Annotated in this window: 21 protein-coding genes; 7 read left to right on the forward strand and 14 right to left on the reverse strand. The window is 65.7% G+C overall.

Annotated elements, in window-relative coordinates; genetic code table 11:
• Positions 1 to 34: 34 nt before the first annotated feature.
• The 3 genes from ACT89O_RS07385 to ACT89O_RS07395 all read right to left on the reverse strand — a co-directional run bounded on the left by ACT89O_RS07385 (position 35) and on the right by ACT89O_RS07395 (position 3,405).
• Positions 35 to 937: a sulfurtransferase gene (locus ACT89O_RS07385; RefSeq protein ID WP_487262230.1), complete on the reverse strand. Its 903-nt coding sequence runs from the start codon at positions 935 to 937 to the stop codon at positions 35 to 37.
• Between the two features lie 102 nt (positions 938 to 1,039).
• The gene (locus tag ACT89O_RS07390; RefSeq protein ID WP_121419317.1) at positions 1,040 to 1,951 is read right to left on the reverse strand and encodes a DMT family transporter; all 912 of its coding nucleotides are present in this window, start codon (positions 1,949 to 1,951) and stop codon (positions 1,040 to 1,042) included.
• A gap of 323 nt (positions 1,952 to 2,274) precedes the next feature.
• The gene (locus ACT89O_RS07395) at positions 2,275 to 3,405 is read right to left on the reverse strand and encodes an aromatic ring-hydroxylating oxygenase subunit alpha (protein WP_228899947.1); all 1,131 of its coding nucleotides are present in this window, start codon (positions 3,403 to 3,405) and stop codon (positions 2,275 to 2,277) included.
• 277 nt (positions 3,406 to 3,682) lie between these two features.
• Here ACT89O_RS07395 and ACT89O_RS07400 point away from each other — a divergent pair, with 277 nt between their 5' ends.
• The 4 genes from ACT89O_RS07400 (at position 3,683) to ACT89O_RS07415 (ending at position 8,222) form a co-directional block, all read left to right on the forward strand.
• The gene (locus tag ACT89O_RS07400) at positions 3,683 to 3,925 is read left to right on the forward strand and encodes an exodeoxyribonuclease VII small subunit (protein WP_055400508.1); all 243 of its coding nucleotides are present in this window, start codon (positions 3,683 to 3,685) and stop codon (positions 3,923 to 3,925) included.
• Entirely contained in the window at positions 3,922 to 4,887 is a 966-nt protein-coding gene (locus ACT89O_RS07405; protein ID WP_431152282.1) for a polyprenyl synthetase family protein, read from the forward strand. The genes ACT89O_RS07400 and ACT89O_RS07405 overlap by 4 nt, the downstream gene beginning before the upstream one ends.
• Positions 4,888 to 5,002: 115 nt before the next feature.
• Positions 5,003 to 6,907 carry a 1-deoxy-D-xylulose-5-phosphate synthase gene (gene dxs / locus ACT89O_RS07410; RefSeq protein WP_121419320.1) on the forward strand — a complete coding sequence of 635 codons (1,905 nt, stop codon included), beginning with the start codon at positions 5,003 to 5,005 and terminating at the stop codon, positions 6,905 to 6,907.
• A 232-nt stretch (positions 6,908 to 7,139) separates the two neighbouring features.
• Complete coding sequence (locus ACT89O_RS07415) at positions 7,140 to 8,222, forward strand: TRAP transporter substrate-binding protein (protein ID WP_121419321.1); 1,083 nt, start codon at positions 7,140 to 7,142, stop codon at positions 8,220 to 8,222.
• Positions 8,223 to 8,719: 497 nt separating this feature from the next.
• Here the strand turns inward: ACT89O_RS07415 and ACT89O_RS07420 are convergent, their stop codons facing one another.
• From ACT89O_RS07420 to ACT89O_RS07430, 3 genes are all read right to left on the reverse strand, one after another.
• Positions 8,720 to 10,492, reverse strand: a complete 1,773-nt coding sequence (locus ACT89O_RS07420) for a TRAP transporter large permease (RefSeq protein ID WP_487262231.1) — start codon at positions 10,490 to 10,492, stop codon at positions 8,720 to 8,722.
• 28 nt (positions 10,493 to 10,520) lie between these two features.
• Positions 10,521 to 11,141 (reverse strand): TRAP transporter small permease subunit, encoded by a 621-nt coding sequence (locus ACT89O_RS07425; protein WP_121507186.1) that lies wholly within the window; start codon positions 11,139 to 11,141, stop codon positions 10,521 to 10,523.
• 181 nt (positions 11,142 to 11,322) lie between these two features.
• The gene (locus ACT89O_RS07430) at positions 11,323 to 12,450 is read right to left on the reverse strand and encodes a substrate-binding domain-containing protein (protein ID WP_431152285.1); all 1,128 of its coding nucleotides are present in this window, start codon (positions 12,448 to 12,450) and stop codon (positions 11,323 to 11,325) included.
• 64 nt (positions 12,451 to 12,514) lie between these two features.
• Here ACT89O_RS07430 and ACT89O_RS07435 point away from each other — a divergent pair, with 64 nt between their 5' ends.
• The 3 genes from ACT89O_RS07435 to ACT89O_RS07445 all read left to right on the forward strand — a co-directional run bounded on the left by ACT89O_RS07435 (position 12,515) and on the right by ACT89O_RS07445 (position 14,893).
• Complete coding sequence (locus tag ACT89O_RS07435) at positions 12,515 to 13,252, forward strand: ABC transporter permease (protein WP_121507184.1); 738 nt, start codon at positions 12,515 to 12,517, stop codon at positions 13,250 to 13,252.
• Positions 13,249 to 13,977: an ABC transporter ATP-binding protein gene (locus tag ACT89O_RS07440; RefSeq protein ID WP_487262232.1), complete on the forward strand. Its 729-nt coding sequence runs from the start codon at positions 13,249 to 13,251 to the stop codon at positions 13,975 to 13,977. Before ACT89O_RS07435 ends, ACT89O_RS07440 begins: the two co-directional genes overlap by 4 nt.
• Positions 13,978 to 14,056: 79 nt before the next feature.
• Positions 14,057 to 14,893 carry an ABC transporter substrate-binding protein gene (locus ACT89O_RS07445; RefSeq protein ID WP_487262233.1) on the forward strand — a complete coding sequence of 279 codons (837 nt, stop codon included), beginning with the start codon at positions 14,057 to 14,059 and terminating at the stop codon, positions 14,891 to 14,893.
• Positions 14,894 to 15,070: 177 nt separating this feature from the next.
• On the opposite strand, the gene ACT89O_RS07450 is transcribed toward ACT89O_RS07445, so the two are convergent.
• From ACT89O_RS07450 to modB, 8 genes are all read right to left on the reverse strand, one after another.
• Positions 15,071 to 16,768, reverse strand: a complete 1,698-nt coding sequence (locus tag ACT89O_RS07450) for an ABC1 kinase family protein (RefSeq protein ID WP_487262234.1) — start codon at positions 16,766 to 16,768, stop codon at positions 15,071 to 15,073.
• A 15-nt stretch (positions 16,769 to 16,783) separates the two neighbouring features.
• Positions 16,784 to 17,269 carry a DUF2269 family protein gene (locus ACT89O_RS07455; RefSeq protein ID WP_487262235.1) on the reverse strand — a complete coding sequence of 162 codons (486 nt, stop codon included), beginning with the start codon at positions 17,267 to 17,269 and terminating at the stop codon, positions 16,784 to 16,786.
• The gene (locus ACT89O_RS07460; RefSeq protein ID WP_487262236.1) at positions 17,266 to 17,664 is read right to left on the reverse strand and encodes a DoxX-like family protein; all 399 of its coding nucleotides are present in this window, start codon (positions 17,662 to 17,664) and stop codon (positions 17,266 to 17,268) included. Before ACT89O_RS07460 ends, ACT89O_RS07455 begins: the two co-directional genes overlap by 4 nt.
• Entirely contained in the window at positions 17,661 to 18,185 is a 525-nt protein-coding gene (locus ACT89O_RS07465) for a hypothetical protein (RefSeq protein WP_487262237.1), read from the reverse strand. Before ACT89O_RS07465 ends, ACT89O_RS07460 begins: the two co-directional genes overlap by 4 nt.
• A 4-nt stretch (positions 18,186 to 18,189) precedes the next feature.
• On the reverse strand, positions 18,190 to 19,314 hold the full coding sequence (locus ACT89O_RS07470) for a saccharopine dehydrogenase NADP-binding domain-containing protein (RefSeq protein WP_487262238.1): 1,125 nt from the start codon (positions 19,312 to 19,314) through the stop codon (positions 18,190 to 18,192).
• A 4-nt stretch (positions 19,315 to 19,318) separates the two neighbouring features.
• Entirely contained in the window at positions 19,319 to 21,001 is a 1,683-nt protein-coding gene (locus ACT89O_RS07475) for an EAL domain-containing protein (RefSeq protein WP_487262239.1), read from the reverse strand.
• Between the two features lie 120 nt (positions 21,002 to 21,121).
• Positions 21,122 to 22,219, reverse strand: coding sequence for a molybdenum ABC transporter ATP-binding protein (modC, locus tag ACT89O_RS07480; protein WP_487262240.1), 1,098 nt, complete (start codon positions 22,217 to 22,219; stop codon positions 21,122 to 21,124).
• Positions 22,219 to 22,902, reverse strand: a complete 684-nt coding sequence (gene modB, locus ACT89O_RS07485) for a molybdate ABC transporter permease subunit (protein ID WP_431152295.1) — start codon at positions 22,900 to 22,902, stop codon at positions 22,219 to 22,221. The genes modC and modB overlap by 1 nt, the downstream gene beginning before the upstream one ends.
• Positions 22,903 to 22,934: the final 32 nt, after the last annotated feature.

Here is a 22,934-nt window from a genome sequence, read left to right on the forward strand (position 1 = left end):
TTTTACAACCTGCGCTGCCGTGCTGGACGCTGGATCAGCCTTTTTCGACCGGGCGCGTGGGGTCTGAACACCACTCGCTCCAGCTGCCGGCAAACAATGCCGTCGGGCCGAGGCCGGCTATCTCCATGCCCAGCAGATTGGGCACGGCGCTCACGCCGCTGCCGCACTGGTGCACCACGGTGGCGGGGTCACGGCCGCCCAGCAGCGCTTCAAATTCAGCGCGCAGCACGTCGGCAGGCTTGAAGCGGCCATCCGCGCCGATGTTTTCGGCAAAGGGGCGGTTCAGCGCGCCCGGAATGTGGCCGGCCACGGGGTCCAGCGGCTCCACCTCTCCCCGGTAGCGGGCACCTGCACGGGCGTCGATCACGGTCTGGCCGGGCTGCTGCAGGCGCGCAAGCACCTCGCTGGCCGTGGCCAGCTGGCGCAAGGGGGCACCCAGCTGGAAGTTGGTCTGGAAGTGCGCGGGCTCTTCGCCGCTGTTCACCGCCCCACCGGCGGCCTGCCAGGCTTGCAGCCCACCGTCGAGCACGGCCACGGCTTCATGCCCCGCCCACTTGAGCATCCACCACAGGCGGCCACAGTAGTTGGCGCCCTGGCGGTCGTACACCACGGCCTGCATGCCATTGGCAAAACCCACGCTGGAGAGCCACATGGCAAAACGCTCGCGGCTGGGCAGGGGGTGGCGTCCACCGGATGCCGGCTGGTCGGCTTCCTGGGCGGTCAGCGTGCCGTGAGCGCCGGGGGCACCGTGTTTGGCGCTGAGGTCGTTGTCAAGGTTGGCGTACACCGCGCCGGGGATGTGCGCCTGTGCGTACTGCTGGGCACCGGCCGTGGGTTGCATCAGTTCGAAGCTGCAGTCAAACACCATCAGCGGCGCACCGCTGGCGATCAGGGATTGCAGGTCGGGGGCAGAGATGAGCGTGGTGTAGGTGGTCATCGGCAGAAAATGGGCAAAGTGACGGAGTGCGTCGAAAGGGGCTCCATTGTGGCCATCCCGGTGGGGCGTGTCCTCGTGTGGCCGTATCTGTTTTTGTATCCGTCAGTGTTCTTCGGCAGGTGCCCCGGGCGCAGCCCGCGCGCGCAGGATGGTGGCCACAATGCCGCTGCCCACGATGAGGGCCATGCCGAACCAGCCGATGGGCGGGATCTTGTCACCAAACAGCAGCACGCTGTAGACGGCGGCAAACACGATGCCCGAATACTGCAGGTTGGCGACCACCAGCGTGCCGCGCTGGGTCTTGGCGCTGGCGTAAGCCTTGGTCATGCACAGCTGGCCGCCCGCAGCCAGCACACCGATGGGCAGCAGCCACAGCGCCTGCCAGCCTGGCCAGTCCGACACGCCGGTAAACAGCATGGCCCCGCCCCCCGCCACCGCAGAGCCCACGGCGAAGTAAAAAACGGTGCGCGATTCGGGCTCGCCCAGGCGCGACAGCGCTACCACCTGCATGTAGGCAAATGCAGCCGTCAGGCCCGACATCAGCCCGATCAGTCCGGCAAAGGCCTGGTTCTGGTCCAGGCTGGGGCGCAGCATCAGCACCACGCCCACGAATCCGGTGAGTACGGTGAGAATCAGCGGCCCTTGCAGGGCGGGCCGTGGCGATGCCGCAGAAGGGCGCCAGGCCAGCAGCGTGCCGCCGACCAGGAAGGCGGCGATCCACACGCTGCTCATGTAGTTGAGCGTCATGGCCGTGGCCAGCGGCAGGTGGGCAATGGCGTAGAACCATGCGCCCAGCGACGCCACCCCCACCAGGCTACGCCAGGCGTGCATGCCGGGGTATTGCGTGGCCAGCGTCACTTTTTGAGAGCGTGCCAGCAGCCACAGGATGGCCATGCCGATCAGGCCCCGGTAACACACCAGTTCGGCCGAGTTGAAGAAGTCCGATGCGATCTTGACGCACACGCCCATGCTGGCAAACAAGAACGCGGCCAACACCATCCAGAGGGCTTGCATCGTGACGTGATCCTGTGAAAGGCCGCGCGCCGCACGTGGGGCATGGGATTGCACGGCTTGAAATAAAAATAGCTGCCAGCGCTTGCGGATCAAGCGGTGGCAGCTATTGTAATGAGAGCGGTCAGGGTAGTCGTCGCGAATGGATAGCGTTTACCTCGCTGTTCGAGACTTCACGGATCGACGGCACAGACTCAGGTTGGGGCCTCTCAAAACTGGCGGTGCCCAGGCCAGTGCCCCCGCGCGAGGGCCGCCAAGCCGCGGATGCGGCACTTCGCTTGCGTACGCCGGGGGGCGTCCCCCGTGGGGGGAAGACGCGAAGTGGCTCAGGGGGGGCTTCCCATGACCTGGCGGTACCACTCGTGGAAGTGCTGCATGCCATCTTCCATGGGGCTCTGGTAGGGGCCGACTTCGTTGTCGCCGCGCGCCAGCAGGGCCTTGCGGCCTGCGTCCATGCGCTCGCCGATTTCGTCGTCCTCGATGCAGGTCTCCATGTAGGCGGCCTTTTGCGCCTCGACGAATTCGCGCTCGAAGGCAGCGATCTCCTCGGGGTAGTAGAACTCCACCATGTTCAGCGTCTTGGTGGGGCTGATGGGGTGCAGCGTGGACACGGTGAGCACATGCGGGTACCACTCGATCATGATGTGCGGGTACAGCGTGAGCCAGATGGCGCCGTACTTCGGCGGCTTGCCTTCGCGATAGTCCAGCAGCGCCTTGTGCCAGCGCTCGTACACCGGGCTGCCGGCCTTGCCCAGGCGGTTGGCCACACCCACGGTTTGTACCGAGTAGTTCTTGCCGAACTCCCAGCGCAGGTCGTCACACGTCACAAAGCTGCCCAGGCCCGGGTGGAAGGGGCCAACGTGGTAGTCCTCCAGATAGACCTCGATGAAGGTCTTCCAGTTGTAGTTGCACTCGTGCAGCTCCACGTGGTCGAGCACGTACCCGTCAAAGTCCAGGTCGGCACGCGGGCCCATCTGGGCCAGGTCGGCGGCCACGTCGTAGCCGTTGTCTTCAAACAGCAGGCCGTTCCACTCGCGCAGCTTGTAGTTGTTGAGGTTCAGGCACGGGTCATGCGCAAAGTGGGGTGCGCCCAGCAGCTCGCCCTGGGGGCTGTACGTCCAGCGGTGCAATGGGCACACGATGTTGCCGCCCGCGCTGCCCTTTTGCTGGGTGTTCAGCGAGCCTTTGCCCTTGAGCATGACGGCCTGGCGGTGGCGGCACACGTTGGACACCAGCTCAATGCCGCCTTGGGCGTTGCGCACCAAGGCGCGGCCCTCGCCCTCCTGGGGCAGTGCGTAATAGTCGCCCGTGTTGGGCACCGCCAATTGGTGCCCCACATAGCGGGGCCCGCGCTGGAAGATGGTGTCCAGCTCGCGCTGGAACAGCGCATCGTCAAAGTAGCTTGAAACTGGTAGTTGGCTTGCGGCCTGCTGCAGTTGAAGACTTAAATCAGACATGGGTGACCTGACCTAAAGACTCCCCACAGGGAGAAAGTGCGGGAGGTGCGCCGGGGAATGCGCATCTGGAAAAAAGGAAACCGGCTAGGGTGGCTAGCCGGCTCGACTGGAATGGGATTATAGGCGGTGGGGTTATTCCCGCACCCCCGCTACGTGAATAGAAAACATCGCTTTCTGAAAATAGAGCGGCGTCACGCATCGGACCGCGTCTGACACGAAGGGCGTACCGGTGCGCCTAAAATCATCGGTTTTTCACCCGCGCTCTGCCGCCCCCTCCATGCCCAAGGCCCCCGCAACCCCCGCTCCTCCCGCCGAACCTGCCAGCTACGAGGCGGCCCTGGAAGAGCTGGAGCAACTCGTGGCCCGCATCGAGTCGGGCCAGTTGCCGCTGGACCAGATGCTGGCCGGCTACCAGCGCGGCGCCACGTTGCTGGCGTTTTGCCGCCAGCGGCTCGAAGCCGTGCAGGACCAGATCAAGGTGCTGGATGAAGGGCAACTGCAACCATGGAACCAGGAATGAGCGCGGTGCCAACGAATTTCGAGAGCCAGCCGCTGGACATGAACCTCTGGAGCCAGAACCACCTGGCCCGGGTGGAGCAGGCCCTGTCGCAATGGGTGGGCGATGGCGCACCCGCCGGGCTGGGCGACGCCATGCGCTATGCCGTGCTCGATGGCGGCAAGCGGCTGCGGCCCCTGCTGGTGCTGGCGGCCTATGAGGCGGTCTGCAGTGGCGCACCGGCCTCTGCGGTGGTTGACGATGCCGCGCTGCGCGCTGGCCTGGACGAGGCGGCCCTGCGGGCCGCGTGCGCGGTGGAACTCATTCATGCCTACTCGCTGGTGCACGACGACATGCCCTGCATGGACAACGACGTGCTGCGCCGTGGCAAGCCCACCGTGCATGTGCAGTTTGGCGAGGCCCAGGCGCTGCTGGCGGGCGATGCCTTGCAGGCCTTTGCATTTGAGTTGCTCACGCCCGACAACACCCTCATCCCCGCCGCCACGCAGGCCACGCTGTGCAGGCTGCTGGCGCGGGCCGCCGGATCGGCCGGCATGGCGGGCGGGCAGGCCATCGACCTGGCCAGCGTGGGTGTGGCGCTGACCGAAGACCAGTTGCGCCAGATGCACCGGCTCAAGACCGGCGCGCTGCTGCAGGGCAGTGTGCTCATGGGGGCGGCGTGCGGCCACGCCGTGGGCGCGGCCTACCAGGCGCTGTCCGACTATGGCGCCGCCATGGGTCTTGCGTTCCAGGTGGTGGATGACATCCTGGACGTGGTGGCCGATTCGGCCACGCTGGGCAAGACGGCCGGCAAGGATGCTGCGGCCGACAAGCCCACCTATGTGTCTTTGCTGGGGCTAGCGCGGGCGCAGGCCTATGCCCAGGAGCTGCTGGCCGAGGCCTATGCGGCCCTGGCCCGCAGTGGCCTGCCCGATAGCCGCGCGCTGGCGGCCCTGGCGGACATGGTGGTGCGCCGCTCGCACTGAGCCTGGCCCGATGATCCGTGCTGCACCCTGTTCATGCCCGTTGCAGTGAAATCAATGCCAAATTGGCCTCCAGCGCTTTCCTGTAAAGCGCTGGCAGCTATGAAAAGAATAGTAAATGTCCACGATGTCCTTTCCCCTGCTGCAGACCATCAATGACCCGGCCGACCTGCGCCAGCTATCGCGCGCAGATCTCAAGGCCCTGGCGACCGAGTTGCGCGGGTTCGTGATCGAAAGTGTTGCGCGCACGGGCGGACACCTCAGCTCCAACCTGGGCACGGTGGAACTGACGATCGCGCTGCACCATGTCTTCAACACCCCTGAAGACCGCCTGGTGTGGGACGTGGGCCACCAGACCTATCCGCACAAGATCCTGACCGGCCGCCGCGACCGCATGCACACGCTGCGCCAGTTGGGCGGTATCTCGGGCTTTCCGCAGCGGGCCGAGAGCATTTACGACACCTTTGGCACGGCGCATTCGAGCACCAGCATCTCGGCCGCGTTGGGCATGGCGCTGGCCGCCAAGCGCAAGGGCGAAAACCGCCACGCCGTGGCGATCATCGGCGATGGCGCCATGAGTGCGGGCATGGCGTTTGAGGCACTGAACAACGGCGGTGTGGCCGATGCCAACCTGCTCGTGGTGCTGAACGACAACGACATGAGCATCAGCCCGCCCGTGGGCGCGCTCAATCGCTACCTCGCTCAGCTCATGAGCGGGCAGTTCTACGCGGCTGCCAAGAACGTGGGCAAGACCGTGCTGCGCCCCGTGCCGCCCCTGCTGGAGCTGGCCAAGCGCTTTGAGCAGCAGGCCAAGGGCATGGTGGTGCCTGCCACGTTGTTCGAGAAGTTCGGCTTCAACTACATCGGCCCCATTGATGGGCATGACCTCGATTCGCTGATCCCCACGCTGGAGAACATCAAGGGCCTCAAAGGCCCGCAGTTCCTGCACGTGGTCACCAAAAAAGGCCAGGGCTACAAGCTGGCCGAGGCCGACCCCGTGGCCTACCATGGCCCCGGCAAGTTCGACCCCTCCGTGGGCCTCACCAAGCCCGCCACGCCGCCCAAGCAGACGTTCACGCAGGTGTTTGGTCAGTGGCTGTGCGACATGGCCGCACACGACTCTCGCCTGGTGGGCATCACGCCCGCCATGCGCGAGGGCTCGGGCATGGTGGAGTTTGAAAAACGTTTCCCGGACCGCTACTACGACGTGGGCATTGCCGAGCAGCATGCCGTAACCTTTGCCGCCGGCATGGCCTGCGAAGGCGTCAAGCCGGTGGTGGCGATTTACTCCACCTTCTTGCAGCGCGGTTATGACCAGCTGATCCACGACGTGGCCCTGCAAAACCTGCCCGTGGTGTTTGCGCTGGACCGCGCGGGCCTGGTAGGCGCCGACGGTGCCACGCATGCAGGCGCGTACGACATCCCGTTTGTGCGCTGTATTCCCAACATGAGCATGGCCTGCCCGGCTGACGAGCGCGAATGCCGCCAACTGCTCAGCAGCGCCTTCGAGCAGGACCACCCTGTGGCCGTGCGTTACCCGCGTGGCAGCGGTGCTGGTGTGGCACCACTGGCGGCGTTGGATGGCCTGCCTTTTGGCAAAGGCGAGATCCGTCGCGAGCGCCAGGGCACCGATGCCAAGGCGCCGCGCATCGCGATCCTGTCGTTTGGCACGTTGCTGTACCCCGCGCTGGAAGCGGCCGAGGCTCTGGACGCCACGGTGGTCAACATGCGCTGGGCCAAACCCATCGACGAGGCCTTGTTGCGCGAGGTGGCCGAGCGCCACGATGCGCTGGTCACGCTGGAAGAGGGGGCGATCATGGGCGGTGCGGGCAGCGCCGTGACCGAGGCGCTCCACAGCATGGGCATCGTGCGGCCCGTGCTGCAGCTGGGCCTGCCGGACGTGTTCATCGAACATGGCGACCCGGCCAAGCTGCTTGCGTTGCAAGGGCTCGATGCCGAGGGAATCCGCCTTGCGATCGAGCGGCGGTTTTTGCCCGCGCTGCAGTCGGTGCGGGCTGCCTGATCTGCCAGGGTGGTCTGCTGCAGTCCCGTTTTGCAGCGGGGTGTGTGCGGCTGTCCCCAAGATGCTTGCAGAAGCCTGAAGCCATGTGCAAGGGCAGGGATTTTCGCGGGAAAACCCGCAAAAGTCTGAGGGGGCATGTTTCTACAATGAACCCGGCTCAAACAAGTCCTTGACGGCGCCGTGCACAACGCGTGCGCCCAAGTTTCGCAATCACTATATCGGAGAGAACCTCATGGATCGTCGTTCAATCATCAAGCAGGCTGGCATCGCTGGCGTGCTGGCTGCAGGCGTTGCGCCTGCCGTCCACGCCCAGGCTGCCATTCGTTGGCGTCTGGCTTCCAGCTTCCCCAAGTCGCTGGACACCATCTATGGCGGCGCTGATGTGTTCTCCAAGGCCGTCAAGGCCATGTCGGGTGGCAAGTTTGAAATCTCCGTGCACGCTGGTGGCGAGTTGATGCCCCCCTTTGGCGTGATGGACGGCGTGCAGCAGGGCACCGTGGAGATGTGCCACACCGTGCCTTACTACTTCTACGGCAAGAACCCCGCCTTCGCGCTGGGTTCGGCAGTGCCCTTCGGCTTCAATGCCCGCCAGATGAATGCCTGGATGCTGCATGGCAATGGCCGCAAGCTGATGAACGAGTTCTACGCGAACTACAACGCCATCAGCTTCGCTGGCGGCAACACCGGCACCCAGATGGGTGGCTGGTTCCGCAAGGAGATCAAGTCGCCGGATGATTTCAAGGGCATGAAGATGCGCCTGGGCGGTGGTCTGGTCGGTGAAGTGATGCAAAAGCTGGGCGCTGTGCCCCAGAGCATCCCTGGCGGCGAAATCTACCAGGCCCTCGAAAAGGGCACGCTGGACGCTGCTGAATGGGTGGGTCCGTACGACGACCAGAAGCTGGGCTTCAACAAGGTGGCTCCGTTCTACTACTACCCCGGCTGGTGGGAAGGTGGCCCGGAAGTGGACTTCTTCGTCAACCAGAAGGCCTTCGACGGCCTGTCTGCCGAGAACAAGGCCATCATCGAAGCCGCAACCAACGTGGCCCACATCGACATGCTGGCCAAGTACGATGCGCTGAACCCCACGGCCCTCAAGCAACTGGTGGCTGCCAAGACCAAGGTGCTGCCGTTCTCGCAAGCCGTGATGGACGCTTCGTTCAAGGCCTCCATGGAAGTCTTCGCTGCCAACGACGCGAAAAGCCCCGAGTGGAAGAAGATCTACGCCGACATGCGCGCATTCCAGCGTGATCAGGTGCTCTGGTTCCGTTTTGCCGAAGCCCGCTACGACTCGTTCATGTCTTCGCAGAAGCTCTGATCCCGAGTGGCTCTGGAGTGGCGGCGCAAGCTGCCATTCCAAGGTCTGCAAAACCCGTCCACTTTTGGGCGGGTTTTTTTTCGTCCCTGTGTTCTGTGAGGCGGCACCTTGCTGCGGCCATGCGGCCCCCTCAACCGCAGGAACGTGGGCGAGGTCCCAAGCCCCCAAGCCCAGCCCGACCAGGCTGCTTGACTCTCGATGCCTTGGAGTGCGCGGCCGGTGCCTGTTTCCTGCTGAAGCCTCTCGATTCGTGAAGAGGCTTCCTTGGGGCTGTTCGCCGCCAAGAAAGGGGGTAGGGGATCAAGAGTCTCGTCTGCTTGCGCGATGTGCCAAAGTCGATGCCCCACCGCTACCTCCATGATCCATGGCGCACCGGACCCCCTCCGCGTCTGCTCCATAAAAAAACCTCCGCAGAGGTTTCCCATCTGCGGAGGTTTGAGGACCAGGGCGCGGGGCCCGGGTCAGACTGAATCACGGTCGTCTTGCAAGCGGTGTACTCACTTCTTGTCGGTGGACATGGAGTCTTGCAGTGCCTTCAGGGGGTCGTCTGCTGCAGGAGCAGGCGCGGGGTCCGCAGCGCCTGCCATGCCGGCAGTCGGATCGGCCGCTTCGGCGCTAGCGTCGGGCATGGCGGCTTCCATTTCCATGCGGACCTTGTCGAGGTCATAGACCTGCTTCTCGTCGAGCCCGCTGGAGACAATGCCCGGGAAGGCGATCACCAGAGCCACCATCAGCAGTTGGATGCACAGGAAGGGAATGGCACCCCAGTAGATCTGGGGGGTGGTGACCGGCGCAATCATCTTCTTGGTGACCTTGTCCATGTACTCCTTCGCCGGGGCCACGCTGCGCAGGTAGAACAGCGCAAAGCCAAACGGTGGGTGCATGAACGACGTCTGCATGTTGATGGCCAGCAGCACGCCAAACCAGATCAGGTCAATGCCCAGCTTGTCGGCCACGGGGGCCAGCAGGGGCACGACGATGAAGGACAGTTCAAAGAAGTCCAGGAAGAACGCCAGGAAGAACACCATGACGTTAACGACGATCAGGAAGCCCAGCTGGCCACCGGGCAGGCCGGTCAGCAGGTGCTCCACCCACAGCGGGCCGTCCACGCCCTGGAAGGTCAGGCCGAACATGGTGGCGCCCACCAGGATGAACACCACAAAACATGACAGCTTGGTGGTGGTGGTGACAGCCTGGCGCAGCAGCGACATCGTGAGGCGGCCACGGATGATGGCCATGATGCCCGCGCCCAATGCGCCCATGGCGCCGCCTTCTGTGGGGGTTGCAACGCCCAGGAAGATGGTGCCCAGCACCAGGAAGATCAGCAGCAGTGGCGGGATCAGCACAAACGTCACGCGCTCGGCTGCGCGGGACAGCAGGCCCATGCGGGTGATCTTGTTGATGCTGGCTGCCACGAAGGCCAGTGCCACACCAAAACACATGGACACCACGATGGTTTCGTCCAGCGCCACGCGGTCCACGGCTTCACCGGACCACCAGGTGTGCAGGGCGGGCATGTTCTTGGCCACATACATCGATGCGGCCACGCAGATGCCGGTCAGCACCAGCAGCGAGGTCACACCGCTCTTGCCATTGTCGTCCCGCAACGTGCGCGCTTCGGGCGGGATGGCAGGCACCCACTGGGGCTTGAAGATGGCCAGCAGGATCACGTAGCCTGCATAAAAACCCGTCAGCATCAGGCCGGGCAGGAACGCGCCCTTGTACATGTCGCCCACGCTGCGGCCCATCTGGTCGGCAATGATGATGAGCACCAGAGAGGGCGGAATGATCTGTGCCAGCGTGCCGGAGGCTGCGATCACCCCTGCCGCGAGTCGCCGGTCATAGCCGTAGCGCAGCATGATGGGCAGCGAGATCAGGCCCATCGAGATCACCGATGCGGCCACCACGCCTGTGGTGGCTGCCAGCAGCGCACCCACGAAGATCACGGCCAGTGCCAGGCCGCCGCGGATGGGGCCAAACAGCTGTCCGATGGTGTCGAGCAGGTCCTCCGCCATCCCGCTTCGCTCCAGTATGAGCCCCATGAGCGTGAAGAACGGAATGGCCAGCAAGGTATCGTTTTGCATGATGCCGAAGATGCGCAGCGGCACTGCTTGCAGCAGGGCTTCGGGCAGCACGTTCAATTCAATGCCGATGAAGGCGAAGAACAGTCCGCAGGCGCCCAGGCTGAAGGCGACCGGGAAGCCCACCAGCAAAAAGCAGATGAGCCCCGCGAACATGATGGGGGCAAGGTTGTGGGTAAGAAATTCCATGGTGTGTGTCTCCGCTTGGTGGGGCCGCTCAGTGGGCCTCGGCCTTGTTCTTGCCGTTGCCCTTGGCGGCTTCGGCCAGGTTGCGGATGGATTCGGCCAGTTCTTCTTCAGCCGTTTTTTCAATCTTCTTGACCGTGGGGTCTTCGATGAGGCCCTGGAGGAAACCCAGGCGCTTGATGAGTTCGGAGATGCCTTGCAGCCACAGCAGGGCAAAACCCAGCGGCATCATCAGGTACACGGGCCAGCGGATCAGCCCGCCAGCGTTGTTCGACATTTCGCCCGACGCGAGGGCGCGGGTGAAGAAGGGAATGCCATACCAGAGCACGGCCAGGCACATGGGCGTGAGGAAGACGATGTAGCCGAATACGTCGATCCAGATCTGGGTGCGCTTGGAAAAGCGGCTGGAGATCACGTCCACCTTGACGTGTTCGCCCTGGAGCAGCGTGTAGCCAGCGGCCAGCAGGAACGACGCGGCAAACAGGTACCACTGGATTTCCAGAAAACCGTTGGAGCTGATGTTGAACGCTTTGCGCACTATCGCGTTCACGCCGCTGATCACCGTGGAGGCCAGGATGAGCCAGACCACGTATTTGCCGACCTGGGTGTTAAGCCAGTCGATCCCCCTTGATAACTTCAGTAGAGCCTGCATGGTGTCTCCAATAAAAAGGCTTTGCGTGCGATATGCCGACCCACGCGCCGGTAAGCGCAACGATTCGACAAACTTTTACAACGGCGCGATTCTACGGAGCACTGTAGGCCCAGGCTGACGGCAGCGTGACGGTGTTATCCCGCAGCCGGTACTCATTCTGCAGCTATAAAAAAAGTAGCAATTAGGGTTTCTTCCTAGGCTCGGAAGTGCGCTTTTTGCGGGTGAACTGCCACCACGGCAGCACCGTGTTCATGGCCTGCACCTCACCGCACTGCCAGGGGCTGTAGCCCGGCAAGGTGGCCATCTGGGCCAGCCATTCGGGGGTTTGCAGCAAGTTGCGCAGGGCCAGCGTGGCGGGTTGGTCCAGGCTGGCTTTCAGGCAGGCCAGGTGGTAGCGCTCGTGCACCAGCGGCACAAAATCCAGCCCACGCGCCCGGGCTGCCACTTCAATGCCCATGCCCACATCGGCCGCGCCCGCAGCCACGGCCTGGGCAATGGCGGTGTGCGACGGTTCGTTGAGCGCATAGCCTCGAATGGCCTGGGCCTCCACGCCAGCCTGGGCCAGCAGGTCGTCGAGCAGCACGCGGGTGCCGGTGCCCAGTGGCCGGTTGAGAAATCGGGCGCTGGTGCGGGCCACGTCGGCCAGACTGCTCAGCCCGAGCGGGTTGCCCGGTGCCACGATGAGGCCCTGGGTGCGCTGGGCAAAGCCGATGATCTTGTGCAACCCGGGCTGCAGCAGGGGCTTGTAGGTGCGCGCAGTCAATGAATCGGCTGCGGGGTGCTCCACCGTGTGAAAACCCGCCAGCGTGCAACGCCCCTCGTTCAGCGCGCGGATGGCGTCCACGCTGCCCGTGAAGCGGATATCGAGGTGCAGTGCCCCCGCATCGGCCTGCGCGGCGGCGTGGGTGCGCAGCGCCACCAGCGCATCGTCATGGCTGGCGTACAGGGTGAGCACGTGGGCGTTGGGGTCAAAGGCCACGGCAAAGGCGCGCTCCAGGTCGGCATGCAGCGCGGCGATCTGCGGCGCGAGCCGCGCCTGGGCCTGGCGCTCGGCCCACAGCAACTTGGTGCCGAACTCGCTGAGCTGCGCCGACTGCCCCTTGCCCCAGATGATCAGCTCGCCGCCCAATTGCTCCTCCCAGCGCTTGAGGGCGCCCCAGACATGGCGGTAGGACAGGTCCAGCGCGCGCGCCGCGCCCGAGATGGAGCCCTGCTCGGCCACGGCCTGCAGCAGTTCGGGCAGTGGATTGCGGATCAGCGCATTGCCTGCATCGCGGCTGAGCGTGTAGTGAAGTTGGACCCTATGCACGGACGTTCATATCGCTGGATATTGGTGAGGTGCCTACGATAGCTGAACCCGATCACAAGGCCCCATGTCCACCCTCACCGAAAGCGCGAGCACAGCGCTGCAACTCACCCTCTCCTCCGACCCCGTCCTGTGGACCATCGTGGGCCGCTCCTTGTCCGTCAGCGCCACCGCCTGCCTGATCGCCTGTGGCGTGGGCCTGGTGCTGGGCGCCTGGCTCGGCGTCGCCCGCTTTGCCGGGCGCGGTGCCGTGCTGGCGGTACTCAACACCTTGCTGGCGGTACCGTCGGTGGTGGTGGGGCTCGTGGTGTACCTGGTGCTCTCGCGCAGCGGGCCGCTGGGTGCGCTGGGCTGGCTGTTCAGCTTCAAGGCCATGGTGCTGGCGCAGGCCATTTTGGTGCTGCCGGTGGTCACGGCGCTGACGCGGCAGGCGGTGGAAGACGCCGAGCGCGCGCATGGCGAACAACTGCGGTCGATGGGCGCGAGCCCGCTGCTGCGCAGCCTGCTGCTGGCCTGGGACGAGCGATATGCCCTGCTCACCGTGTTGCTGGCCTCGTTTGGCCGAGCGATCTCCGAGGTGGGCGCGGTGATGATCGTGGGCGGCAACATCGACGGCTTCACGCGTGTGATGACCACCGCCATTGCGCTGGAGACCAGCAAGGGTGACCTGCCCCTGGCGCTGGCGCTGGGCATCATCCTGCTGGCCGTGGTGCTGGCGCTCAATGTGTTGATCGCGCTGGTGCGCCGCTGGCGAGAACGGGTGGATGGCTCTGCGTCCAGCACGCCGGTGGGGGTGGCCGCGTGAACGCGCCGTTGGCCCCTTCGTGGGTGGATCTGCGCCAGGTGTCCGTGCGCTACGGCCGCGTGCAGGCGCTGGACCAGGTCTCGCTGTGCATCGCGCCCGGCGAGCGCGTGGCACTGGTGGGCGCCAATGGCAGTGGCAAAAGCACGCTGCTGCGCGTGCTGCACGGCTTGGCGGATGCGGCGGGCGGAGGCTTTCAGTGCGATGCCACCTTGCAGCAGGCCATGCTGTTCCAGCGCCCGCACATGCTGCGCACCAGCGCGCAGAACAACGTGGCGCTGGCGCTGTGGCTGCGCGGCACGCGCTGGCGCGATGCGCGGCTGCAGGCCCTCACGGCACTGCAGCGCGTGGGCCTGGCCGACATCGCCGCGCAGAACGCGCGCACCCTGTCGGGCGGGCAGCAGCAGCGTGTGGCGCTGGCCCGCGCCTGGGCGCTGCGGCCCGACGTGCTGCTGCTGGACGAACCCACCGCGAGCCTCGATCCCCATGCCAAGCGCGAGGTCGAAGCCCTGATGGCCGACTTTGCCGCCAGCCACAGCGCAGCCGGCCCGGCCCACCCCGTGACCATGGTCTTCAGCAGCCACAACCTGGGCCAGGTCAAACGTCTGGCCAGCCGCGTGATCTACCTGGAGCACGGCCGCCTGGTGGCCGACCTGCCCGTGCACGACTTTTTCAACGGCCCCTTGCCGGAGGCCGCCCGTCTGTTTGTCAAAGGAGAACTGGTATGACAAGAATTGACCCCCACGCTCCCCACTTCGGGGGGTCGCTGCCCCCCAGGGGGCTTTTTCATCGTGGGGCGGCCCGGCGATGAAAAACTCCAAGCCTTTTTATGGCCTAGCGCTTATCCCTAAAGCGCTAGCAGCTATAGTATTTGTAGCATCCGGCCCGGTACTTGCCCAGAACATCACCATGGCGTCCACCACCTCCACCGAGCAGTCGGGCCTGTTCGGCCACCTGATGCCCGAGTTCAAGAAGGCCAGCGGCCTGGACGTGAAGGTGGTGGCCCTGGGCACCGGCCAGGCCCTCGACATGGCGCGCCGGGGTGATGCCGACGTGCTGTTCGTGCACGACCAGGTGGCCGAAGAGAAGTTTGTGGCCGACGGCTGGGGCGTGAAGCGCTACCCCGTGATGTACAACGACTTCATTCTGATCGGCCCCAAGAACGACCCGGTGGGCACCCAGGGCAAGGACATCGTTCAGGCCCTGCAGAAGCTGTCTGCCGCCAATGGCAACTTCATCTCGCGCGGCGACAAGAGCGGCACGCACGCGGCCGAGCTGCGCTACTGGAAGCTCGCGGGCGCCGACGCCGCAAATACCTCAAAAGGCAGCGGCTACAAGGAGTGTGGCTGCGGCATGGGCCCTGCGCTCAACATTGCGGCATCGAGCGGCGCCTATGTGCTGGCCGACCGTGGCACCTGGCTCAACTTCAAGAACCGCGCCGACCTGGCCGTGTTGGTCGAAGGTGACACCAAGCTCTTCAACCAGTACGGCGTGATGGTCGTGAACCCCGCCAAGCATCCCCATGTGAAGGCGCAGGATGCGCAGAAGTTTGTGGACTGGGTGGTGTCGCCCGCAGGCCAGGCGGCCATTGCGGGCTACAAGATCGGCGGCGAACAGCTGTTCTTCCCGAACGCGGGCAGGTAAATCCCCCTGAGTCGCTTCGCGCCTTCCCCCAAAGGGGGACGCCAGCGGTGGTCCGGCAAGGCCGGTTCCGCGGCATCGGCTTTGGTCGCGCCAGTTTCCTGGCGGCGGGGAGAAGGGCTGCCGCCTCAGCGCCGTAGATCGGGCTGGCCCGAAGGGCGTAACCCGACAGCTGCATGCTCAGTCATCGTCGCGGTGGTGGCTGCTGCGCCAGATGGCCCGCACCAGCCACAGGCCACACACCACGGCACCAAAGAACCCCAGGAAGCCAAACGCTGGCAGGCCAAACAGCGTAGGCCCACCCTTCACGGTCATCACGATGGACGAGCCAATGATGAGCGCTGCAATTACCAGCGCCATCGCCAGCCGGTTGGCCGACCGGTCGATCTGGTCGCCCACACGTTTGAGGTGGGCCAGCTCGATGCCCACCTGCAGGTGCCCGCGCCGCGCATTGCGCAGCAGCCGCCCGAGGTCGTCCGGCAACTGCTCCACCGTGGCCAGTGCACGCCGCAGGGTGCTCCACGCGCGCCCGGCGAGCACCTTGGGCTCGTAGCGCTCGCGCACCACCTGCTTGAGCAGCGGCAGCGCTTCGCTGGCCATATGGAAGTCCGGGTCCAGGTTGCGGCCCATGCCTTCGAGCGAGATGAAGGCCTTGATGAGCAGCGCGAGGTCGGACGGCAGCCCCAGGTGGTGTTCGCGCAGGATGGCCGTCACGTCGGCCAGCATCTGCCCCAGGCTCAGCTGTGCCAGCGGCACGCCGTGGTACTGGTCCACAAAGGCCTCGATCTCGGTTTCGAGCTGGCCCAGGTTCAGGCCCTGCGCGTCGCCCGTCCAGTCCAGCAGCACGTCGGCCACGGCCTGGGGCTGGTGTTCGACCAGGCCCAGCAGCAGTTGCAGCAGCTCGTCGCGCCGGCGCTGCGACAGGCGGCCCACCATGCCGAAGTCGATGAAGGCAATGCGGTTGCCGGGCAGGTAGAACACGTTACCGGGGTGCGGATCGGCGTGGAAAACGCCGTCCTTCACGATCATCTGCAGCACTGCCTGCGCGCCCCGCTGCGCCAGCACGGTACGGTCAAAACCGGCCTCGGACGTCAGCGCCGCGAGAGCGCCACCGGGTGTGCCGTCGATGAAATCCTGCACGTTGATGCGCTCGCGCGTGTAGGTCCAGTGCACGCGCGGGATCACGATGTGGGGCAGTGCGGCCATGTTGGTGGCAATGCGTTCGGCCTGGCGGCATTCGCCGGCCAGGTCCAGCTCGCGGCGCAATGAGCGCGCGAACTCGCGCACCAGTTGCTGGGGCCGGTAGGGCTTGAGCGCGGGCAGCTCTGCCTCGGCCAGCGCAGCCAGGCGCTGCAGCAGGCGCAGGTCGGCCTGGATGGTGTCCGCAACGCCGGGGCGGCGGATCTTGACGATGACTTCGCTGCCGTCCTGCAGGCGCGCGCGGTGCACTTGCGCAATCGATGCGGCGGCCAGCGGCGTGGTGTCAAACCAGGCAAAGACGGCTTCGGGATCGGCGCCCAGGTCTTCGCGCAGTTGCGGGCGCAGGGCATCGATGGGCACGGCAGGCACCTGGCTGTGCAGCTTCTCGAATTCTGCGATCCACTCCGGGCCAAACAGGTCAGCCCGGCCCGCAAGGATCTGGCCAAACTTGACGAACGCGGGGCCCAGCTCTTCGAGTGCCAGCCGCACCTGCACGGGCGGCTCCACGCGGGCCAGGTCGGCGGCGTGGGTCCAGTTCAGCGCCTGGCCCGCGCGCTCCAGCCGGTCGGCCAGGCCCAGGCGGCGCACGGTGTCGCCAAACCCGTGGCGCACCATCACGCCCAGGATTTCCTTCAGGCGCCCCAGGTCACGGGCGGTGTCCAGCGTCTCAATCAGCATGGGGCGATGATAGGTTCAGAAGTTCAGGGCCGGTTTGTTCACCATCAGGTAGAACACCACGGCCATGGCCACAAAGGCCGGGTAGCCCAGTGCCTCCCACCAGCGGGCGTAGCGCCAGTACAGAGGTGGCAGCACCCCGTCGCCCTGGGGCGCCTGTGCCGCCTCAACCGCCATGTCGCGCATGCGCAGCTGCAGCCACACCACGGGCAGCCAGCAGGCACCAGCCACCAGGTACAGAGCAATGGACACTGCGAGCCACGGCGTGCTCCAGGGCAGCCCGGCCATGGCCGCCATGGCAAGCCCCGTGGCGGGCTGGATGAACACCGTGGGCGTGGTGAACCACCAGTCCGCCCGCACCACCAGGCGTGTGACCACCGCCTGCGCCTGCACATTGCCGCTGCGGTTGGTAAAGAACATGTAGAACGCCGAGCCCAGCCCGGTGCCCACCAGCAGCACGCTGGAGATGATGTGCAGCCATTTGAGGGTGAGGTACAGGCTCATGGCTTGGGTGGTGTCGTAGACGTGTCTTGCAGCAGCACCCACAGGATGGCAGCAATGGGCAGGTTTTTGGTCAGTGGCCCGAAGGGGTGCAGCCACCATGCAGGGTGTATGGCCGTGGCCAGCAGTGTCATGGCCAGCATCACCAGCAGGGCCGCTCCATACGCCTTACGGCCGGGGCGGAGCGCCAGCCACAGCCCCAGCACCGCATCGGTAGCCGCCCCGGCCAGGATGATGGCGGTGGGTAGCCACGATGTGTTGCCCTCGGTCCACGCGGCGGGTAGGCCCGCCAGCAGCTCGCGGCTTTGGCCGTGCAGCTCCCACACGCTGACCACGGCGGTGGCCAGCCAGACGAGCACGAGGCTGGCGCGCAGCAGTTGGGTGGACGCGCGGTTCATGGGCTGGCCTTGTGCGCGGCAGAGGGCGCGGGGCCCTGCGCCTGTTGCCAGTCTGCAATGTCGGCAGCGCGGATCGCCAGGAACTGCGCCAGGCGCTGGAAACGCTGGCGCGTCTTGCGGACAAAGATCCAGTCCACCAAAGGCTCCATGACAGCCCGAAAGGCTGCCGGGCCCACTTGAAAGGTATAGGTGTAGATCAGCAGGGACTGGTGGGGGCCTTGGCCCTGGTGGCGCATGGAGGCTGCCCACTGGGTGAAAGGGAACGAACGGCCAACCATGGCCGCAGCCGCGAGCACGGGGCGGTCATAGCTGATGAACTGTGTGCGCATGGACAGCGCCCGCAACGCGCCGGCACCCAGGTTCTCGGTGGTGGCGCCCACACTGGGACAGGGCGCACCACGTTCCACGCTGGTACGGCGCACCAGCGAATCCCACTGGCACCGCCACTCGTGGTAGTGGAAGGCATCAAAAACAATGTCGGCACGCGCTGGCATCGGGAAGGTCAATTTCCGGTGGGCCATGGCCTCATTCCTCCACCACATCGGTCACCATGCCCCACTTCGCAAACTCGGGTGCAAAGGCCGACAGCGGCAGCAGGCTGGTGCTGGTGTGTGCGCCGGTGGGCAAGGGTTGTCCAACAGCCAGTTGGCGCGCCAGCAGGATGGCGGCCATGCAGGGGATCTCGGGGCCATGGTCGTGGTCGGCTGCAATGTGCCAGGCGCGGCGGCGGGGCTGGCCTTGCGCACCGGTGCCCGCCACGCGCACCACCATGCCGCCCAGTGGCGTGCCCAGAAAGTCCAGCGCGCCGCCCGCGTGGTGTATCAGCCAAGCCAGCTTTTCGGGGTGGGGCAGCACGCCCCAATGGCGCAGCGCTGCAAGGGTGGCGAAGGCTCTCTGTGCCAGGCCCACCTCCAGCGCTGCGCGGAAGGTGACGCAGTCGCGGGCTTTGTAATGGGCCGGGAAAATTTCCAGATCCGGGATGTCGCAGACCGCCCCCAGGCGCGGTTGCAGCCGCTGGAACTGGACCGGCGTGGGCTGCGCCCAGCCCCGTTTCGGCTGCCAGCGGCCGTCTTGCCACACATCGATGGCCAGGCCGCAGTAGCTCAGCACGGCCGCCAGCGTGGCCTGTCCGCGTGGCGCGCGTTGCGCGGGGGCGATGCAGATATCGATGCTGTCAATGCACTGCCAGTCCGCGCACAGGTGGTCGATGACGGCTGAGGACAGCGCGGGCACGGTGCTGGCGCCAGCGATGGCGGTGCGTCCGGCGGCAGTAAACGCGGCCTGCAGGGCAGCTGGAAAGTCGCACACAAAACGGCGGCCATCGGCCAGGTCGATGTAGTGCGCGCCCGCCTCAGCAGCGGCCTGGGCCACGCTGTAACCCTGTGCCTGAAAAGGCCCCGCAGTGTGGATGACCAGATCCACGCCCCATTCGCGCAAGCTGGCAGCCAGACCCGGGGCCTGGTGGTCGAGGACCACGCCCTGAGCGCCGTGGCCCAATGTGTTCGCCAAGGCCTGGGCGCGGGATGCATCGCGGCCTGCCACCAGCAGGGCGATGTGGTGGCGCGTGGCCGCGTCGCCTGCCAGCGCGCGGCAGATGCGTGCGCCAAAGTTGCCGTACCCGCCCAGGACCAGTGTTTTGAGTGTTGCCATGGGTTCAGAGTCCGGGGGCTGGCGCGATGGCGGGCGGGAGTGCTGAAATCGGTGTGGAACCCGCCGGGCGCAGCAAGGCCTGCAGCGCTGCGCGCTGGGGCTGCATGTGGGTGTGGTGCCAGTCGGGTACGTGGGCTGCTGGAATGGGTTTGCTGAACACGTAGCCCTGGATGCAGTGCAGCCCAATGGCGGCCAGCGTCTGCAGCTCCTCCACGGTCTCCACGCCTTCCACCACCACAGACAGGCCGAACTCGCCGGCCAGCGCGCTGATATGCCGCAGCAGCATCTGCCGCCGGCTGTCCTGCGGCAGCTTTCGCACAAAGAGCCGGTCGCATTTGATGCCTGCAATCGGCAGGTCGGCCAGCATGCCCAGCGACGAGTAGCCGGCGCCAAAGTCGTCCATCCACACCACAACACCCATGGCGCTGAGTGTGTGGATGGCGGCCACCATCTCCGTGCCCAGCGCAATGATGGCGTGTTCGGTCATTTCGAGTTTGAGGGTGCGCGGCGGCAGGCCGCGCAGGGCCAGTTCTTCACGCAGCCACGGGGCAAAGCGGTCGTCCAGCAGCGTGATTGGGGCCACGTTCACGCTGATGGTCGTTTCGTTCAGTCCCTGGGCTTGCCAGGCCTTGGCACTGTCGAGTGCGTTGCGCAGGATCATCCGGTCCACTTCGGGCGTCTTGCCCTGCAGCTCGCACACCAGCAGGAAGGTTTCAGGATTGATGGCGCCCAGGGTCTTGTCGGTTATGCGCAGCAGGGCTTCGAACTGCACGCCACGCTGCTGAAAATCGACGATGGGCTGAAAGTGCAGCGCCAGGTTCTCCGGGTGCAGCAGCCGGTGCAAATGGTCCGCAATGAGCGACAGCTGCATGTCGCGCTGGGCGTTTTGCGCCGTGGCCGATGACCGCATCATCGACAGCCCGCGTCGCAAGAGCTGCTGGCGGCCAGCGTCCGAGCGCATGTTGCTCATCTGTTCCAACGCTACGGCAATGGCAAAGGCCAGCACGGTGACCAGCAGCGCAATGCCGTCGGACTCACCGCTCGGGTCGCCCAGGTGCAGTGCAAAGGTGTTGACCAGCATCCAGTGCAGCACCAGGATGGCGGCGCCGCACAGCACCTTGTCTTCCCAGGTTTGTGCGCGGTAGCGGGGCGTGAGCATGCTGAGCTTGGCCGACCGGTGCCGGATTGCGGTGCACGCCGCAAGGGCCACGGCCGTGGCCATGGACGCCATGATTGCCAGCACATTGACCTGCGAAAAACTCTGCACGTGGCCCCAGGTGATCGCAAAGTGCCCCGTCAGCATGCCAGCCGCCAGCCACACACCGGCCACCACAATGCGCGCCTTGCTGGCGCTGGTGCTGAGTGTCGGAATGGTGAGTCGCGCACTCACCGCCATGATCAGCAGGCCACTGAGGGCGGGCACCAGCTCCAGCACGTGGTGCGCCAGCTCGGCATACATGAACAGACCCACCACATCCAGGGCCCAGACAATGCAGCCAATGCACAGGGCAGCTTGCGAGGCGCTGATGCGGCGGCTCGATGGATCGACCGAAAACGCCGTGTGTTCGACCAGGCGCTGGCACACATGCACCACCAGCGACGCGAAGATCCAGAACAGCAGGCTTTGGAGCAGCGGCGGAAACCCCACTGCAAACGCCACGGTGGCGTCGTGCCAGATTGAAACCATTTCCACCCCTTGTTCCCACCCTTGTTTTTTGACGGTCATCATACGACCGATGGGAGGCCCCGGTGGCCACTGGGTTCGCCTGTGGGGCCTTCGGTGGGGAGGCCCGGATTGCGCTGCCCATCAGTTGACGATGGCAATGCCCTTCACCTGCGCAAATACGGGTTGGCCGGGCGCCAGCGCCAGCGCCCGGGCCGAGCGTTGCGTGACCCGCGCCAGCAGCCGTGTGGTGCCTGCATCCAGGGCCACCATCATTTGCCCGGGGCTGTCTTCGCCCAGCGCCACCACCGTGGCTGGAAGCACATTGAGGATGCTGGTGTCGCTGGGTGCGGTGAGTGCCAGGCTTACATCACGCGCCTGCACCCGCAGCCGGATGGGCTCGCCCGTGGCGTGTGCCCTGGGGCTGACCAGCATCAGGTGCCCACCGCTGAATGCCACGGTCGTGATGTGGTCCTGCGGGTCGTGCTGTTGCACCGTGCCTTCGATCACCGAGGCGGCGGTGTCGCCATGGGCCAGGGGCAGGTCCAACCGCACGATCAGTTCGCTGGTGCGGCCCTGTGCCAGTACACGGCCCTCACGCAACAGCACCATGTGCCCGGCCAGACTTGCCACCTCGTCGATGGCGTGGCTCACATACAGCATGGGGATGTCGAGGGTGTGTTGTAACCGTTCCAGATAGGGCAGGACCTCCGCCTTGCGCTGGGCGTCCAGCGCAGCCAGGGGCTCGTCCATCAGCAGCAGGCGGGGGCTGGTGGCCAGCGCGCGGGCGATGGCCACGCGCTGGCGTTCGCCGCCCGACAAGGCCTGGGGCTTGCGGTCCATCAGGGGGGCGATGCCCAGCAAGTCCACCGCCTGCTCCAGCGCCACCTTGCGGCGTGCGGGGGGCGTGCGCTTCAGGCCGTAGTCGATGTTTCCACGCACGCTCAGGTGGTCGAACAGACTGGCCTCCTGGAACACATAGCCCAGGCCCCGCTCGTGTGTGGCGCGCCAGATGGTCTGTGCTTCGTCCTGCCACACCTCGCCGTTGACCTCCACACGCCCAGGCTGCGCGCGCTCCAGACCGGCAATCGCGCGCAGGCAGGTGGTCTTGCCGCAGCCCGAGGGGCCGAAGAGGGCGGTCACACCCCGGCCGGGCAAATGCAGGTCCACATCCAGCGCAAACCCGGGGCGAGCCAGCTTCAGTTGCGCGGTGATCTGTGATAAGGAGGCTGGGGCTTCCATCACTGCACCATCGACAAGGTTTTGCGGCGGGTGAGGTTCAGCCCCAGCAGCACCACAAACGAAAACAGCACCATGCCGCCCGCCAGCCAGTGCGCCTGGGTGTATTCCAGCGCCTCGACGTGGTCGTAAATCTGCACAGACACCACGCGCGTGACACCCGGGATGTTGCCGCCCAGCATGAGCACCACACCAAACTCGCCCACGGTGTGCGCAAAGCTCAGGATCGCGGCGGTGATGAACCCGGGGCGCGCCAGCGGCAGCGCTACGGTGAAGAAACGGTCCAACGGCCCTGCGCCCAGCGTGGCCGCAGCCTCCAGCGGGCGCCGGCCGATGGCTTCAAAAGCGTGCTGCAGAGGCTGCACCGCAAAAGGCAGCGAATAGATGAGCGAGCCCACCACCAACCCCCAGAAGGTAAAGGGTAGGGTGCCGAACCCCAACCACTGCGTGAACTGCCCCAGGGGGCCGTTGGGGCCGAGCGTGACCAGCAGGTAAAAGCCGATCACCGTGGGCGGCAGCACCAGCGGCAGCGCCACCACGGCCGACACCGGGCCGCGCCAGCGCGACGGCGTGTGCGCCAGCCACCAGGCCAGGGGCGTGCACAGTACCAGCAGCAACACCATGGTGGTGCCCGCCAGCCGCAGCGTGAGGCCGATGGCAGCCAGATCAGCGCTGGAAAATGGCATGAAGATGGGCGATCCGTCGATGGGGCTATAGG

This window comes from Acidovorax sp. NN32, from assembly GCF_057597245.1.